Consider the following 15,782-nt stretch of genomic DNA (forward strand, 5'->3'; position numbering starts at 1 on the left):
CTTGTTGTTTGAATAGTTATGCAAAGACCATGAGAAGGGTAACAGGATGACTTTACGAACGCCGGTACAGACGCGCTCCAAACTGCCAGATGTGGGAACCACCATTTTCACCGTTATCGGCCAGCTCTCAGCGCAGCATAACGCCATTAACCTTTCTCAGGGCGCACCGAATTTCTCCTGCGACCCGAAGCTTGTTGCGGGCGTCACTCGCGCAATGGAGGCAGGGCATAACCAGTACGCGGCGATGACCGGTCTGCAGGCGCTCAAAGAGCGCATTGCCGATAAAATTGCCGCCCTCTACGGCACGCAATATGACCCGGGCCACGAGGTGCTGGTGACCGCCAGCGCCAGCGAAGGGCTCTACTCGGCGATAAGCGGGCTGGTGCATCCGGGCGATGAGGTGATCTACTTCGAACCCTCCTTTGACAGCTATGCGCCGATCGTTCGCCTGCAGGGGGCCACCCCGATCGCTATCAGGCTCACGGTGCCGGATTTTGCCGTCAACTGGGACGAAGTTCGCGCCGCCATTACCCCGCGCACGCGGATGATCATCATCAATACGCCGCATAACCCGAGCGGGCAGGTCTTCTCAGCCAGCGACCTGAATCAGCTGGCGGCGCTGACGCGCAATACCGACATCATTATTTTGTCTGATGAAGTGTACGAACACGTCGTGTTTGACGGCGAGCCGCACCACGGGATGGCCACGCATCCGCAACTGGCGGAGCGCAGCGTCATTATCTCATCTTTCGGAAAAACCTATCACGTCACCGGGTGGCGCGTGGGTTACTGTGTTGCTCCGGCGGTGCTGATGGATGAGATTTGTAAAGTGCATCAATTTTTGATGTTTTCTGCCGATACGCCAATGCAGCACGCATTTGCTGAACATATGCTCGATCCGCAAACCTGGCTGTCGCTGTCGGCGTTTTACCAGCGTAAGCGCGACCTGTTGCACAGCCTGCTGGCCGATTCGCCGTTTACGCTGCTGCCGAGCGCCGGTTCATTCTTCATGCTGGCGGACTATAGCGGGTTCAGCGACGAGCGCGACAGCGAGCTGGTGAAACGGCTGATCGTTGAGTACGGCGTTGCAACCATTCCACTGTCGGCGTTTTATGCGGACGGTACGGATAATAAATTGATTCGTCTCTCTTTTGCGAAAGATGAGGCGACGTTACGGGCAGGTGCCCAAGCCCTGTGTCGGGTCAAACCACGCTGAGATAGGCTCTGAGGAGTATGAGATGAAATTACGCGCGTTAGTTGTCGGCATGGGATTGCTGTGTACATTTTCTTCCTTTGCGGCCACCGAGCTGCGTTACGGTCTGGAAGCGGAATATCCGCCGTTTGAGAGCCGCAATGCGGCAGGCGAACTGGAAGGGTTTGACGTTGAGCTGGGGAATGCCATTTGCAAAGCGGCTGCGCTGAAGTGCAGCTGGGTGGAAACCTCATTTGATGCGCTGATCCCGGGGCTGGTGGCGAAGAAATTTGACGCCATCAACTCGGCGATGAATATCACCGAACAGCGCCGCAAGAGCATTGATTTCACCCAGCCGATTTACCGTATCCCGTCACAGCTCGTCGGCAAGGCCGGGACGGCGGTTGAGGCGACGCCAGAAGGGCTGAAGGGCAAAACCATCGGCGTGCTGCAGGGATCCATCCAGGAAACCTATGCCAAAGAGCACTGGGAAAAGCAGGGTGTCACCGTGGTGTCTTATAAAGATCAGAATATGGCATGGGGCGATCTGCTGAATGGCCGTATCGACGCCTCGCTGGTGATGTCCGCGGCCGGGCAGGCAGGTTTCCTCAGCAAGCCGCAGGGTAAAGGGTTTGGTTTTATCGGCAAACCGGTGTCTGACGACACCATCCTCGGCAGCGGGATCGGCTTTGGGCTGCGTAAAGGTGACGAGGCCACCAAAAAGCAGCTTGATGCCGCGATTGATAAAGTACGTGCCGACGGCACGATCGCCAAACTCGCTGATAAGTACTTCCCGGGTATCGATGTCAGCGTAAAATAACCACCTCATTAGCCCCGTCAGATGATGTCCTGACGGGGCATTTTTATACACATTTTCCAGGCTTTCTTTACATCACTTTCGGGCCGTTCTGGTCGACAGAAAATATTTCTCACTTTGTTCAGATAATCACCGGCCAACAATTGGATTCTTAACCATTTTTGTTTAGGCTGTGCGTTCTTTCTTGCCGTCATTTCGCCAGGCGCGAAACACATTCACACGACCATAAGGACGTTTTTCCAGGCATGAATCGCAGACGTTTTTTAAAAGGCTCGCTGGCAGTGGCAGCCCTGAGCGGCACATCTGGCCTTGCTTCCCTGTTTTCCAGAGCGGCATACGCTGCTGACTCTGACATTGCTGACGGTCAGAGCCGTCGTTTTGATTTTTCCGTCCTGCAATCCATGGCGCATGACCTGGCGAAAACCCCATGGGGTGGTGCGCCACGTCCGCTGCCAGACACGCTGGCCACCATGACGCCGCAGGCGTACAACGCCATCCGCTACGATGAAAAACAGTCGCTGTGGAACAATATTGAAGGGCGTCAGCTGGACGTGCAGTTCTTCCATATGGGGATGGGCTTCCGCCGCCGCGTGCGAATGTTCTCGCTGGATCAGTCCACCTCAATGGCGCGCGAGATCCACTTCCGCCCGGAGTTGTTTAGCTACGGTGAAACGGGCGTGGATACCAAACAGCTGGAAGGGCAAAGCGATCTCGGTTTTGCCGGTTTCCGCGCCTTTAAGGCACCTGAGCTGGCGCGTCGCGATATCGTCTCTTTCCTGGGAGCGAGCTACTTCCGCGCGGTGGATGACACCTACCAGTACGGCCTGTCTGCGCGCGGTCTGGCGGTCGATACCTTTACCGACACCCCGGAAGAGTTCCCGGACTTTACTTCCTTCTGGTTTGAAACCGTGAAGCCGGGCGACACCACCTTTACCGTGTATACGCTGCTCGACAGTCCGAGCATCACCGGGGCCTATAAGTTCGTGATCCACTGCGAGAAGAGCCAGGTGATCATGGAGGTGGAAAACCACCTCTATGCCCGTAAGGACATTAAGCAGCTCGGCATCGCGCCGATGACCAGCATGTTCAGCTGCGGCAATAACGAACGCCGCATGTGTGACACCATTCACCCGCAAATCCATGACTCCGATCGCCTGGCGATGTGGCGCGGCAATGGGGAGTGGATCTGTCGTCCGCTGAACAACCCGCAAAAACTGCAGTTCAATGCCTATATGGATAAAAACCCGAAAGGGTTCGGTCTGCTGCAGCTCGATCGCGATTTCTCGCACTATCAGGACGTGATGGGCTGGTATAACAAACGCCCGAGCCTGTGGGTGGAACCGCGTAACGACTGGGGAAAAGGCGCGGTGGGCCTGATGGAGATCCCGACCACGGGTGAAACGCTGGATAACGTGGTCTGCTTCTGGCAGCCGGAAAAAGCCGTCAAAGCGGGCGATGAGCTGGACTTCAAATATCGCCTCTACTGGAGCGCCATGCCGCCGGTGCGTTCCCCGCTGGCCAACGTTTACGCGACCCGTACCGGTATGGGCGGTTTCCCGGAAGGCTGGGCGCCGGGCGAAAACTACCCGAAAGTGTGGGCCCGTCGCTTTGCCATCGACTTCGTCGGCGGTGACCTGAAGGCCGCCGCGCCAAAAGGTATCGAGCCAGTGATTACGCTCTCCAGCGGAGAAGCAAAGCAGGTGGAGATCCTCTACGTTGAGCCGTTTGACGGATACCGTATTCTGTTTGACTGGTACCCGACGTCGGATTCGACGGAGCCGGTGGATATGCGCCTATTCCTGCGCTGCCAGGGCGACGCCATCAGTGAAACCTGGCTGTATCAGTATTTCCCACCAGCGCCGGACAAACGTCAGTACGTTGATGACCGGGTAATGCGTTAACGATCGATTCCCTCTCCCTGTGGGAGAGGGGCTAAGGTTAGACCTTTAAAATATATGGGTTAAATTTCAATAAGATAAATAAAACATCATCATTGAAAATTTTTGATAGGGTGCTGTTACGGGTGCTGTAAGCTCATATCGTTATCCTTGGTAACAGGCCGCATTCGCCAGTTGCTAATCCTTCCGTGAATCCTAATGTGTTTATCAGCGGTTTATTGCCAGCGTCAACATATGGATGGATTGTTGATCAGATTTATGGGGCATTGAAATAAAAGAGAAAGGGACTCGACAGGAGTCCCTTTTTTGTTTTCATAGCTCAGTAGTTTTAATTATATATTCTAACAGTTCATTAAATTTATTATATGTTTTGACTGAAAAATCTGTAGCTATTCTATCTCTTACTTCAAATGTTTTATTTACGGCATCGTAAACAAAATATGAAATGCTATCTTCACCGATTACAATATTTTTGGCTAAATCGGGGTCCACAAACGTATCGTTTTCTCTAAAGTAAAAGTTCCTAAGATATATATTGGACCATAGCAATTCACTAACTTCTGTCTGGCTGAATCCATATATAGTGGCAGCATTATATTCAAACCCATCCATTTGGCTATAGAAATACTTTATATCTTTTTTTTCTTCAAATAATTTCTTTATATCTTCAAAAATAACTTTTTTGACTTTACTCCACTCCTCTGGTGCTGTTTCTCCTGTCAAAAAATCAATCATATCTTTACTGAGTGGTGGTGCAATATTCTCCTTAAAATCGTTAATTCGAGCTTTTAATATATCAATTGATACATCGATATCATAATGTTTATTAATGTTCATACAATCTCCTACTTTTTATAAATAGAACCATTTGGCATAGGCCACAAAACATCCATACTTTCCCCAGGTCTCAATTGCTTTATTATTAATGCCTGAGTATTATTTAAAACCTGATGGTATGGACTCGTTTTCATCAAAATTAAATTCTCAAAACTATTATCCCCACCATCATCAAGCGGTAGTTTATGATGAACTTGCCATGATTTCGGTACTCCACCGCGAGCTAAAATTCCAATCTGCTCCTCATTAAAATAGTCTGTTACCGAGGCATCTGTTGAGATTTTTTTAAGAAAATTTTTTCTAATTGAATTGTCGAATTGATTTCTTAATGTTATATATTCTTCTCTTGGCCTGCGGATATAAGTGATATTTTCAATGTTTACATTGTCCATGAATACTTTTGTGTTTTTAACCTTCCCAATATAGCCCGATAACTCAGAGCTAGCCATTGGGTTTTTAACCAACAGTATAGATGCGGCAGCTATACCCATCCCAATGTTTGTATCTGTCATAACTCCTTGATAACCTTCTAAAGCTTCTCCCCCCAGTTGTTCAGCAGTCTTTCTAAATCCTTCAATGTTACCATTATATACGCCGCCTGCCGCTAACAGACGTCCTACATTTCTGCTATTCAATGTCTTAGATGATTGAGCATGTTGCTCTGGTTCAACATAACCGGGCGCACCATACTGGATTTTCTGTGTTGGACGTGGTTTTATTCCTCGATTTCTTTCTAATACTTCATGATATGCACTCATCACTGTATTACGGAATGAACTTTCCCACGGACCTGGCATAAAAGATTCATAAACAATTTCACCATTATTATCAAAATAAAAAGGATTATTATACCAAGTCCAATACTCACCTCTATCTACAGCGATTATTTGACCAAGTGACAATTCTCTTTCAACGTCATCATAAATTGGATCATAGTAACCTAAACTTTTCCTTTTATATTTTCCACTGAAATGCCTATCTCCATTCCATTTTCTCTTAGGTATATCAAAATATAACCTTGAATTATACTCTTCGTAGTCTAATACATAATAATAACATGCTAATTCCAAGCCTCTTTTTGGACTCACTATTCTTTCGAAGTCCAAAAGGGTAGCATTGCGCTCAAATTCTCGAATTTTATATAACCTGAACATATTTCCCTCTATTGTTTTACAGTTTAAACAAACGACTACAATAGTGAAAAATAAATATCAGCTTTCTAAATTAAATCATATCGGATTTAGTTAAATAAAATCCGAATTGCTGAGTCTTGCAATTCGGATCATTTATTCAATGCTTCGGAGTGCTTTTTTTAAACTTTTGTTTACAAGGTGATTTCTTTTTCTATAACTCGCTGTATCATTTCCACTCCATTATCTTGCAATAATATATCTAACGTTTTTTGCCATTTCTCTGTCGTTTCACGCTTCTCAATAAAATAATCATACTTATCATAATGTTTTTTACTGATGGTTTTATTTACGTGTTGGTTTACTATATCCCGTTCATTTTCTGTGAAGTGTAACATTCCTCCAGGCGTTTTAAATGTGCGACGAATATCGCGCATTGTGAAAGGCTGAGAGAAATATTTTTTTGTAAACTCGTTCATATGCTTTTTCCATGCATCACTATTAAGTCCTATAGTTGGCTTTTCCATTTTCGTAACTGGATTTATTTTTATTTCTCTATTATATTTCTTTAATTGCTCATGAAAGTTCACATTATGGAAAAAGAAATCACTTTCTGGATATCTTTCTGCTTGCTCAGAAAGAACTTTCTTCGTTAGGTTATAACAAGTTTGCGATTAAATTATAGTCAATGATTTTGAATATTCCTCTCCCACAGGGAGAGGGTTAGGGTGAGGGGCAATGACCGCAGCAAAATCCGAAATTATCCCGGTATCTGACGCTATCGAACTTCGCGCCGTCGAAGAGCGCTATGCCACTGAGCTGCACAACCTCGTCGTCAAAAACAGAACCTGGCTGCAAAACGCGTTTGACTGGGCGCATCATGCAGTCAGCGAAGAGGATACCCGCCGCAACGTGCAAAGTAACCAGATGCTGCACCAGCGCGGCTATGCCAAAATGTTTTTGATCTTCAGAGATGATGCGCTGGTCGGCGTGCTGTCGTTTAACACCATTGAACCGACCAACAAAACCGGGTACATCGGCTACTGGCTGGATGAAGACCATCAGGGGCAGGGTATTCTTTCTCAGTCACTGCAGGCGTTTATGCGCTACTACGCTGAGCGCGGTGAGATCCGTCGTTTTGTGATTAAGTGTCGGGTCGCGAATCAGAACAGCAACAACGTTGCCCTGCGCAACGGCTTTACGCTGGAAGGGTGTCTGCGGGAAGCGGAATACCTGAAGGGCGCCTTTGATGATGTGAATATCTACGGCAAGATTTACGCCCTATAGCGCCCCCAGCAGCGGGGTGCGGGTAATGCGCTGAGCGCCGTTAATCACTTTTTCGCCGCGCAGGTGAATGCTCTCGCCAGCAAAGGCTTCAACTACCGCATCGTCGGTGATTTCAACCCGATGCTCAATCAGCACGTCACCGCTGATCCGCGCGCGGCCCTGAATGACCACCTTATCGTCCAGCATGATCGGCCCACCGCGCAGCCATGCCTGACCGCCTATCAGCACGTGATGTTTGATGACGCAGTTGCCTTCCACTACTGCATTTTCCGCCACCTGGGAGCTATAGCGCAGCGTCGGGATGGCATCGTCGTCAAGACCGGCAATCACCCGGGCGTTACCATAGACTTTTGCGCAATCGCACACCCAGACGTTATTCAGATCGTTACCGTCGAGGATGGCGTTGTCGAATATTTCGGCGCGGTGCTCAACAAACGCAAAGCTGACCATCGCCTCACCGTAGATTTGCGCCTGGTGGACAATGCGCGACTGGCTCACCGTCGCCTTATCGTAAATTCGCAGGATCTGTTCGTGGTCCGGCGTCAGTCCTTTGGCCGCAATGACCACGCTGTGATGCAGCACGCGAGCCTCGCCGTAAATATGGCATTCACCCCGCACGCAAGATTGTTGAATGGTGACGTTGTCACTTATTCGCGCCCCGTGGCTCACCTCCGCGCCATCCAGCCAGCAGTTGTCCCCGATATGCGCATCATGGCTCACGGTGCACGGCAGGGTGAGGCGCGCGTTGCCGGCCACGGTTGCCCCGGCGAACACTACGCTGTTTTCGTCGTAGATCCAGCAGTGACCGTCCTGCGCGAGGGCGCGCTCATCGTCTATCCAGCCGCCTCGGGTACCGGCTTTTACGTCGTTAAAATCCGCCGTGGCGATAATCTGTCGCAGCGTCGTTGAGTGGGTAGTCTCGCCGTTTTTCCATTGCCAGAGGCGGGTTTCGTCGCTGAGGCGATATTTATTCATGTTCGTGTCTCTGATAAGCGTCATAAGTAAACGTAGCAAAGTTTTCGGTTTTCGAAGGGCTGGCAACCCTGCGGCAAACGCCATAAAATGGCATTCAAAATGCACTTTAAAGAGACGCAGGACAAACAATGACCGTCGATGAGAATTACTTCACAGAAAAATATGGACTCACCCGCACGCACTCAGAGGTGCTGTACAGCGCGAAAATCGTGAAGCCTGGTAAAACCCTCGATCTCGGCTGCGGCAATGGTCGCAACAGCCTGTATCTCGCCGCCAACGGCTACGAGGTGACCGCGTGGGACAAGAACCCGATGAGCATTGATAATATCGAGCGCATCAAAGCGGCAGAAGGGATTAAGAATCTGCAGACGGCAATCAACGATCTCAACAGCCTGAGCTTTGATGGCGAGTACGATTTTATTCTCTCCACCGTGGTGCTGATGTTCCTGCAGCCAGACACCATCCCGGGTCTTATCGCCAACATGCAGCGCTGCACTGCGCCGGGTGGCTACAACCTGATTGTCGCCGCCATGGATACGGCAGATTATCCCTGCACGGTCGGTTTCCCGTTTGCATTCAAAAGCGGTGAGCTGAGCAACTATTACGAAGGCTGGGAGCTGATTAAATACAACGAAGATCCCGGCGAACTGCACCGCACTGATGAAAACGGGAACCGCATTAAACTGCGCTTTGCCACTCTGCTGGCCCGCAAGCCCGCTTAACGGGCGGCCAGCAGACACAGTTGCAGGGCGGTGTGGTAAGAGGCCTCGAACGACGACAGCGGCAGGAATTCAAACTTCGAGTGGAAGTTGTGCGCGCCGGTGAAGAAGTTTGGCGTGAGTAAACCTTTTGCCGAGAGCGCCGCCCCGTCCGTACCGCCGCGCATTGGCGTCGGTTTTGGCGTGATGCCGAGCGATTCCATCGCTTCAAACATCAGATCGATAGCGCGCCTGTCTTCGCCAATCGCATTGCTGATATTGCTGTAGGTATCTTCAATGCGATAGTCCACGTTGGCCGTCGGATAGTGGGCGGCAATCCGCGCGGCGACGTCGGCAATCTGCTGTTTGCGGGCAGCAAAGTTGTCTTTATCGAAATCCCGGATATTGGCCTTCAGTACGGCCTCGTTCTGCCCGGCCTGGAGGCCGTTAAACCAGATATAGCCTTCGCGGCCTTCGGTACACTCTGGCGTTTGCTGTCGGTCAAAATGGCTGATGTAGTCAGTCGCCATCAGCAGGGGATTGACCAGCACGCCTTTCGCGGACATCGGGTGCGCCGTCACGCCGGTAAAGCGGATCTCGGCGGCGGCCGCATTGAAATTCTCGTAAACGATTTCGCCCAGTTCGCAGCAGTCGATGGTCCAGGCGAAGTCGACATCGAAGCGTTTCAGATCCAGCGCCTTGGCACCGTTCAGACCGATCTCTTCGTCAGGCACGAACGCCACGACGATATCCCCATGCTGATGTTCTGCCGTCAGGTTTTCCAGCACCGTCATCACGACGGTGACCGCCGCTTTATTATCGGCGCCCAGTACGCTGGTTCCGTCGCTGAAAATAATCTCTTCATTCGGGTAGGCGAGAATTTCGGGGTGCTCTTTTACCCGCAGCCAAATCCCTTTCTCTTTATTCAGACAGAGGTCTTCACCGGTAAACGTTAATATTTGTGGATGAATATCCGGTGATAATCCCACGTCGACAGTATCAATATGGGTAATAAAGCCGATGCGCGGCGCACCAGGTACGTTGCCTTTTTTGACCGCTGTCACCGTGGCGAATTCGTCAATCACAATGTCGTCTAAACCCAGCTGTGTCAGCTCCTGCGCCAGTTCCCGCGCCATATCGTGCTGGCCCGGGGTCGAGGGCAGAGTTTTTACTCTGGGATCGCTCTGGCTGGTGATGGCGAGATAGCGAAAAAAGCGGTGCGTTAATTGTCTGGAAAGTGGCGAGCCCATAGTGATTTGTTCCTTATTTATTTTTCGGGTGTTTGCCACATCACTTTAATGTTATTTATGAAATGGCAAAAGAATTAATTAGCCGTCGAATTAAAAAGACAGGAATATACGATGACAAGCAAACTTACAACTTTCACGCTGGCACTCGCGGCGCTGACGGTCAGCTCCGCTGTCGCCGCGAAAACGCTGGTGTATTGCTCCGAAGGATCGCCGGAAAACTTTAATCCTCAGTTATACACCTCGGGAACCAGCGTCGACGCCAGCGCCGTGCCGGTCTATAACCGGCTGGTCGATTTCAAACCCGGCACCACGGAGCTGGTGCCGAGCCTGGCGGAGCGCTGGGAGGTGAGCGACGACGGCAAGGTTTACACCTTCTATCTGCGTAAAGGCGTTAAGTTCCAGAGCAATAAATCCTTCACGCCGACCCGCGACTTTAACGCCGATGACGTAATTTTCTCGTTTATGCGGCAGAAAGACGTCAACCATCCCTATCACAACGTCTCAAACGGCAGCTACTCCAACTTCGAAAGCCTGGAGTTTGGCAGCCTGATTACCGCCATTGATAAAGTTGATGACCACACCGTACGGTTTACGCTGGCGCACCCGGAAGCGCCGTTTGTTGCCGATCTGGCATGGTATTTTGCCTCTGTTCTGTCGGCGGAATATGCCGACGCGATGCTGAAAGCGGGGACGCCGGAGAAGGTGGACATGGAGCCGATCGGCACCGGTCCGTTTAAGCTGGCGCAGTATCAGAAAGATTCTCGTATTTTGTTTACCGCCTTCCCGGACTACTGGCAGGGGAAATCGAAGCTGGATCGGCTGGTGTTTACCATCACCCCGGATGCCTCCGTGCGTTTTGCCAAAATCGAGAAGAACGAATGCCAGGTGATGCCGTTTCCGAACCCGGCAGACCTGCCGCGTATGAAGGCGAACAAAGATATTAACCTGATGAGCAAGGCAGGGCTGAATACCGGCTTCCTGGCGTTCAATACCCAAAAGCCGCCGCTGGATAACGTGAAAGTCCGCCAGGCGCTGGCGATGGCCATCAACAAACCGGCCATTATTGACGCGGTGTTCCACGGCACCGGCACGGCAGCGAAGAACCTGCTGCCGCCGGGCGTCTGGAGTGCCGACAGCGAGCTGAAGGATTACGACTACGATCCAGAGAAGGCGAAAGCGCTGCTGAAAGAGGCCGGTTTTGCCAACGGCGTCAGCATCGACTTATGGGCGATGCCGGTCCAGCGGCCCTACAACCCGAATGCGAAACGCATGGCGGAGATGATTCAGGCAGACTGGGCGAAAGTTGGTGTGCAGACCAAAATTGTCACCTACGAATGGGGTGAATACCTTAAACGCGTGAAGGGTGGAGAGCATCAGGCCGCACTGATGGGCTGGACGACGGCCACCGGCGATCCGGATAATTTCTTCGGCCCGCTGTTTACCTGCACCTCGGCGAATGGCGGCTCAAACTCGGCGAAATGGTGCTACAAGCCGTTTGATAAGATCATCGCTGAGGCCAAATCGATAACCGATCATGATAAACGTGTGGCGCTCTATAAAGAGGCGCAGCAGATGATGCATGACCAGATGCCTGCGGTAATGATTGCGCATTCAACGATTTTCGAGCCGGTACGCAAGGAAGTGAAGGGCTATGAAATAGACCCGTTTGGCAAACATCTGTTCTGGCAAGTGGATATCAATCAGTAACTTTTCACTGCCCGGACAGGTGCCGGGCAGTCTTTTTGCAATTTGTGCTACCCGCATCATTTTTTGTCACAACAAACCCGCCAGACTTTTGCTATAACTTCAAGTGCATACTTGCATATAACATGGAAAATCATCATGCGTACTCACTCTTTTTTTAAAGTTGCAGTGCTTACTGGTCTGTTGGCGTTGGCGGGATGTTCTTCAAAAGTCGCCGCACCTGAGCAATATTCTGGCTTTTTAAAAGATTACTCGGGTTTACAGCAAACGACGTCCGCGACAGGTAAGCCTACCCTGCGTTGGGTAGATCCTGCTTATAACGAAGCTAACTACGACAGTATTATCTGGACGCCAATTACCTATTATCCAACGCCAAAACCCACCACTCAAATCGGGCAAAAAACGCTTGATGAGCTGTTGAATTACACCAATAACAAAATGAAAACCGCTATTGGTACGCGTAAGCCGATTGTGACTACGCCGGGTAAACACAGCCTGATTTTCCGCGGTGCCATTACCGGGGTGAGTTCGCAGAAAGAGGGGCTGCAGTTCTATGAAGTGGTGCCTGTTGCGCTGGTGGTTGCCGGTACGCAGATGGCAACCGGACATCGCACCATGGATACCCATCTCTACTTTGAAGGTGAGCTGATTGATGCGGCGACCAATAAACCGGTCATGAAGGTCGTGCGTAAAGGCGAAGGTAAAGAGCTGAATAACGAAAATACACCAATGACCTTCGCGACGCTGAAGCAGGTTGTTGATGACATGGCAACGGACGCCACCATGTTTGATGTGAAAAAAACCGCGAAATAATCTAAAACGGCCTGCGTGATGCAGGCCGTTTTTATTTACGCCGTCCGCAAGCGTCTGAACCAGGTTTCCGGTTTCGTGAACATCACCATATTTCCTCCCAGAATCAGCACTAATCCAACAATGCCGTTGATATGCCAGACGTAGCCTTCATACACCGTGGAGATGGAGAGCGCCACCAGCGGAAAAAGCAGCGTGCTGTAGGCCGCTTTGCCCGGGCCAATGCGGCCCACCAGCGTGAAGTACGCGCCAAACGCAATCACCGAGCCAAACAGGGCCAGATAGACCAGCGCGCCCATATAGCTCAGCGTCCATTCCGGCACGAAGCTATCACCTCTGAACAGCGCAATGCAGCCCATCACCAGCGTGCCATAGAGCATCGCCCAGGCGTTGGTGGTCATGGTTTCGAGGCCTCTGCGCTGATGGCGCATGCTGATCATATTGCCCAGCGAAAAGCCGTAGGTACCGAGTGCGGAAAGCCCAATGCCTGTCAGCAGTGACGCACTCCAGCCGCTGGCCAGCAGATCGTCCCAGAAGAGGGTGATGATCCCGACCAGGCCCAGTGCCGCAGCCGTCCAGAAGCGCGCCGGTGGGCGCTGACCGAAGAAAATAAAGCTGTTAATGGCGTTATAGAGCACGGCCATGGAGAAGATCACCGACTCCAGCCCGGTGTTGATATGTGCCGCTGCCGTGTAAAAACACCAGAAGTTAAAGCAGAAAACACAGCATCCCTGCAGCATGCAAAACAGGTGATCCCGTAGCGCCAGCGTGCGCAGACGGCGCAGAGCGAGTAACACCACCATCATCGTGAGGCTGGCAACCGCGAAGCGCCAGAAAATCGACACCGGCGCCGCCACCGGCCCCTGCTGCAGGAAAATCGCAATCCAGGTGGTTCCCCAGATAATCACCACCAGTCCGTATAATAATGCGTTCATATTCTTCTCTTCTTAAACCACCGAAGCCCGCAGTATGGCGCGACATCCCGCACAGGGCTTTCACCGGCTTGCGGGAGACTTGCAAAATCTTGCGCTTTTTTCTTTCACGGGGACTGGCAACGGGCGACAACTCTTCTTAGACTGAGATCCCTGTCCATCACGCGCTAACGGTTATGTCTCACGCTTACGATACCTTTGAAACGCTCAGCCAACAGAATGCAGTCCTGCGGGGAACCGTCTCGCTGAATTCCGGTATTCAGCTGGCCGCGTGGTACAACAAGCACGATACGATAACGGTGAAAAGTAACCATCACACCCTGAGCCTGTACGTGGCGGACGGTTACGAAAGCTATCAAAAAACGCCGGGCGGCTGGAAAAACGGCGGGGGGCCGGACCGTTTCTGTTTGATGCCCAAAGAGAGCGAATCAACGTGGGATATCCGGGATGACCTGTCGTTTGTGCATCTCTACTGTACCGATGAGCACCTGCGCGACGTGGGGGAGAAAATCTGGGACAAGCGGCCGCTGTCGCTGACCCTGGACGAACGCATTTTTGGCAGCGATCCCAAGATCACCGCGCTGTATCGCCAGTTCTTACTGGGCTGTGACTGGCAGCAGAACGCCAACCAGCTTACCCTGAGCACGGCCTCTACGCTGCTGTTGACTCATCTGCTGCAAAACTACGCCAACGTGCAGTGGAAACTGCCGGTCGTCACCGGCGGGTTATCGCCGTTTGTTCTGCGCAACGTGCTGGCCTTTATCGAAGAGAACCTGGGGCAGCCCCTGACGCTGGCTGAACTGGCGGCGCAGGCCGCCCTCAGCGAATACCATTTTGCCCGCATGTTCCGCCAGTCAACGGGGCTGGCGCCGCATCAGTTCGTGATGCACAGGCGAATGGTCAAAGCGAAAGAGCTGGTGCAGCATACCTCCATGCCGCTGACGGACATTGCGCTGGCCTGCGGGTTTAACTCCGCCAGCCACTTCAGCAACCGCTTTCGCAGCGTGACGGGCATGACGCCCTCACAGCTACGTGCGGCGAGCGCGTGAGAACAGGGCATAGCACACGCCGCCCAACACCAGCCCCCAGAATGCCGAACCAATCCCCATCAGCGTGACGCCGCTTGCGGTCATCAGAAACGTGACGATGGCCGCGTCGCGCTCCGCTTCGTGATGTAATGCCTGATATAAACTCCCGCTGATGGTTCCCAGCAGCGCCAGACCGGCCAGCGTCTGGATCCAGCTAAGCGGCAGGGCGGCCATCAGGCCGGTTATGGAGCCGCCGAAAATCCCCGCCAGCAGATAAAACCCGCCAGCGGCAATGGCTGCCAGCCAGCGCTTATCCGCATCCGGGTGTGCATCCGGGCTTTGACAAATGGCGGCGGTTATCGCCGCTATGCAGATGGAAAAGACGCCAAACGGCGAAAACAGCAGCGCCAGTCCACCCGTCGCGATGATGAGCGGGGAGACCGCCAGCGGATATCCCGACGCTTTCATCGTGGCGAACCCCGGTGCATTTTGCGAGGCCATGGTCACGAGGAAGAAGGGTACGCCAATGCTGACCAGGCTGGTGAAGGTGAAGGTAGGCGCAACAAATTCAGGCATCACCAGCGAGAGGGTGAGCCTGTCGGTGACAACGTCACCGCTTATCCATGCCACAATACCGCCTGCCAGCAGCGTAACCACGATGGCATAACGCGGGGCCAGCGCTTTTGCCAGCAGCCATGCCGCAATCATGCTGCCGCACAGCAAAAAGTGCCCTTCAAGATGCGCAAACGCATGCAGGCCAAACTGCAAAAGCACACCCGCCAGCATGGCGGCGGCGAGGGAATGGGGGATCAGCTTCATCAGCCGGGCGAATAACCCGGTGATGCCGCAGAGCAGGATAAGCGCGTTGGCAAAGATGAACACGCCGATGGTTTCTGCCAGCGTAACGCCATGCAGGCTGGTGGCGAGCAGCGCGGCACCGGGCGTGGACCAGGCGGTAAGCACCGGCGCTTTATACCACCAGGAAAGCGCCAGCGTGCTGACGCCCATCCCTATTCCCAGAGCGGTCATCCAGCCTGCGATCTGCTGTGCGCTGGCACCCGCTGCGGCAGCGGCCTGCCAGATAATGGCGGCAGAACTGGCGTAACCCACCAGAACGGCGACGAAGCCCGCCAGCGTGACGGGAATGAAATGAGAGGAAGGGCGCATGGGAACTCCGTTGTGCGTTATAGCGTCCGGGATAAGGTAACACTGTGCGTTATAGCG

15 protein-coding genes and 1 pseudogene are annotated in these 15,782 nt (G+C 52.2%); 9 read left to right on the forward strand and 7 right to left on the reverse strand.

The features are described 5' to 3' along the window. Positions 1-46 precede the first annotated feature (46 nt). The 4 genes and pseudogenes from SP99_RS10735 to SP99_RS24610 form a co-directional block, all read left to right on the forward strand. Positions 47-1,216 (forward strand): pyridoxal phosphate-dependent aminotransferase, encoded by a 1,170-nt coding sequence (locus SP99_RS10735; RefSeq protein WP_047958556.1) that lies wholly within the window; start codon positions 47-49, stop codon positions 1,214-1,216. Positions 1,217-1,238: 22 nt separating this feature from the next. Next, on the forward strand, positions 1,239-2,012 hold the full coding sequence (locus tag SP99_RS10740; RefSeq protein ID WP_025756391.1) for a transporter substrate-binding domain-containing protein: 774 nt from the start codon (positions 1,239-1,241) through the stop codon (positions 2,010-2,012). Positions 2,013-2,254: 242 nt separating this feature from the next. After that, on the forward strand, positions 2,255-3,910 hold the full coding sequence (locus SP99_RS10750) for a glucan biosynthesis protein D (RefSeq protein WP_025756393.1): 1,656 nt from the start codon (positions 2,255-2,257) through the stop codon (positions 3,908-3,910). Between the two features lie 137 nt (positions 3,911-4,047). Further along, positions 4,048-4,182, forward strand: a pseudogene (locus tag SP99_RS24610) (penicillin binding protein PBP4B); the annotation flags it as partial. Between the two features lie 37 nt (positions 4,183-4,219). Here the strand turns inward: SP99_RS24610 and SP99_RS10755 are convergent. From SP99_RS10755 to SP99_RS10765, 3 genes are all read right to left on the reverse strand, one after another. Then, positions 4,220-4,744 carry a YrhA family protein gene (locus tag SP99_RS10755; RefSeq protein ID WP_053060146.1) on the reverse strand — a complete coding sequence of 175 codons (525 nt, stop codon included), beginning with the start codon at positions 4,742-4,744 and terminating at the stop codon, positions 4,220-4,222. Between the two features lie 8 nt (positions 4,745-4,752). Continuing rightward, a complete protein-coding gene (locus SP99_RS24615; protein ID WP_047958558.1) occupies positions 4,753-5,898 on the reverse strand; it encodes an HNH endonuclease signature motif containing protein in 1,146 nt (381 codons plus the stop codon). A 170-nt stretch (positions 5,899-6,068) separates the two neighbouring features. Beyond that, complete coding sequence (locus SP99_RS10765; RefSeq protein WP_156167795.1) at positions 6,069-6,401, reverse strand: site-specific integrase; 333 nt, start codon at positions 6,399-6,401, stop codon at positions 6,069-6,071. A gap of 211 nt (positions 6,402-6,612) precedes the next feature. On the opposite strand from SP99_RS10765, the gene rimL reads away from it, so the two are divergent. Then, positions 6,613-7,161, forward strand: a complete 549-nt coding sequence (gene rimL, locus SP99_RS10770) for a 50S ribosomal protein L7/L12-serine acetyltransferase (RefSeq protein WP_047958560.1) — start codon at positions 6,613-6,615, stop codon at positions 7,159-7,161. On the opposite strand, the gene ydcK is transcribed toward rimL, so the two are convergent. Next, positions 7,156-8,136 carry a YdcK family protein gene (gene ydcK, locus SP99_RS10775; RefSeq protein WP_047958561.1) on the reverse strand — a complete coding sequence of 327 codons (981 nt, stop codon included), beginning with the start codon at positions 8,134-8,136 and terminating at the stop codon, positions 7,156-7,158. The genes rimL and ydcK overlap by 6 nt on opposite strands. A gap of 128 nt (positions 8,137-8,264) precedes the next feature. Here ydcK and tehB point away from each other — a divergent pair, with 128 nt between their 5' ends. Then, positions 8,265-8,858 carry a tellurite resistance methyltransferase TehB gene (gene tehB / locus SP99_RS10780; protein ID WP_047958562.1) on the forward strand — a complete coding sequence of 198 codons (594 nt, stop codon included), beginning with the start codon at positions 8,265-8,267 and terminating at the stop codon, positions 8,856-8,858. Here the strand turns inward: tehB and pepT are convergent. Further along, positions 8,855-10,084 carry a peptidase T gene (gene pepT / locus SP99_RS10785; RefSeq protein WP_047958563.1) on the reverse strand — a complete coding sequence of 410 codons (1,230 nt, stop codon included), beginning with the start codon at positions 10,082-10,084 and terminating at the stop codon, positions 8,855-8,857. The two genes, tehB and pepT, sit on opposite strands and share 4 nt — an antisense overlap. A 111-nt stretch (positions 10,085-10,195) precedes the next feature. Between pepT and SP99_RS10790 the strand changes: the two genes are divergently transcribed. Both SP99_RS10790 and SP99_RS10795 read left to right on the forward strand, forming a co-directional pair. Further along, positions 10,196-11,791 (forward strand): ABC transporter substrate-binding protein, encoded by a 1,596-nt coding sequence (locus SP99_RS10790; protein ID WP_047958564.1) that lies wholly within the window; start codon positions 10,196-10,198, stop codon positions 11,789-11,791. 135 nt (positions 11,792-11,926) lie between these two features. Then, entirely contained in the window at positions 11,927-12,601 is a 675-nt protein-coding gene (locus tag SP99_RS10795) for a DUF3313 domain-containing protein (protein ID WP_025756399.1), read from the forward strand. Between the two features lie 35 nt (positions 12,602-12,636). On the opposite strand, the gene SP99_RS10800 is transcribed toward SP99_RS10795, so the two are convergent. Continuing rightward, a complete protein-coding gene (locus tag SP99_RS10800; RefSeq protein ID WP_047958565.1) occupies positions 12,637-13,533 on the reverse strand; it encodes a DMT family transporter in 897 nt (298 codons plus the stop codon). Positions 13,534-13,706: 173 nt separating this feature from the next. Between SP99_RS10800 and SP99_RS10805 the strand changes: the two genes are divergently transcribed. After that, positions 13,707-14,579 carry a helix-turn-helix transcriptional regulator gene (locus SP99_RS10805; protein ID WP_047958566.1) on the forward strand — a complete coding sequence of 291 codons (873 nt, stop codon included), beginning with the start codon at positions 13,707-13,709 and terminating at the stop codon, positions 14,577-14,579. Here the strand turns inward: SP99_RS10805 and SP99_RS10810 are convergent. Beyond that, positions 14,559-15,746 (reverse strand): benzoate/H(+) symporter BenE family transporter, encoded by a 1,188-nt coding sequence (locus tag SP99_RS10810; protein WP_269431372.1) that lies wholly within the window; start codon positions 15,744-15,746, stop codon positions 14,559-14,561. The two genes, SP99_RS10805 and SP99_RS10810, sit on opposite strands and share 21 nt — an antisense overlap. Positions 15,747-15,782: the final 36 nt, after the last annotated feature.

Origin of the sequence: Enterobacter sp. BIDMC92, from assembly GCF_001030225.1 — a bacterium.
GTDB classification, from domain to species: domain Bacteria; phylum Pseudomonadota; class Gammaproteobacteria; order Enterobacterales; family Enterobacteriaceae; genus Enterobacter; species Enterobacter sichuanensis.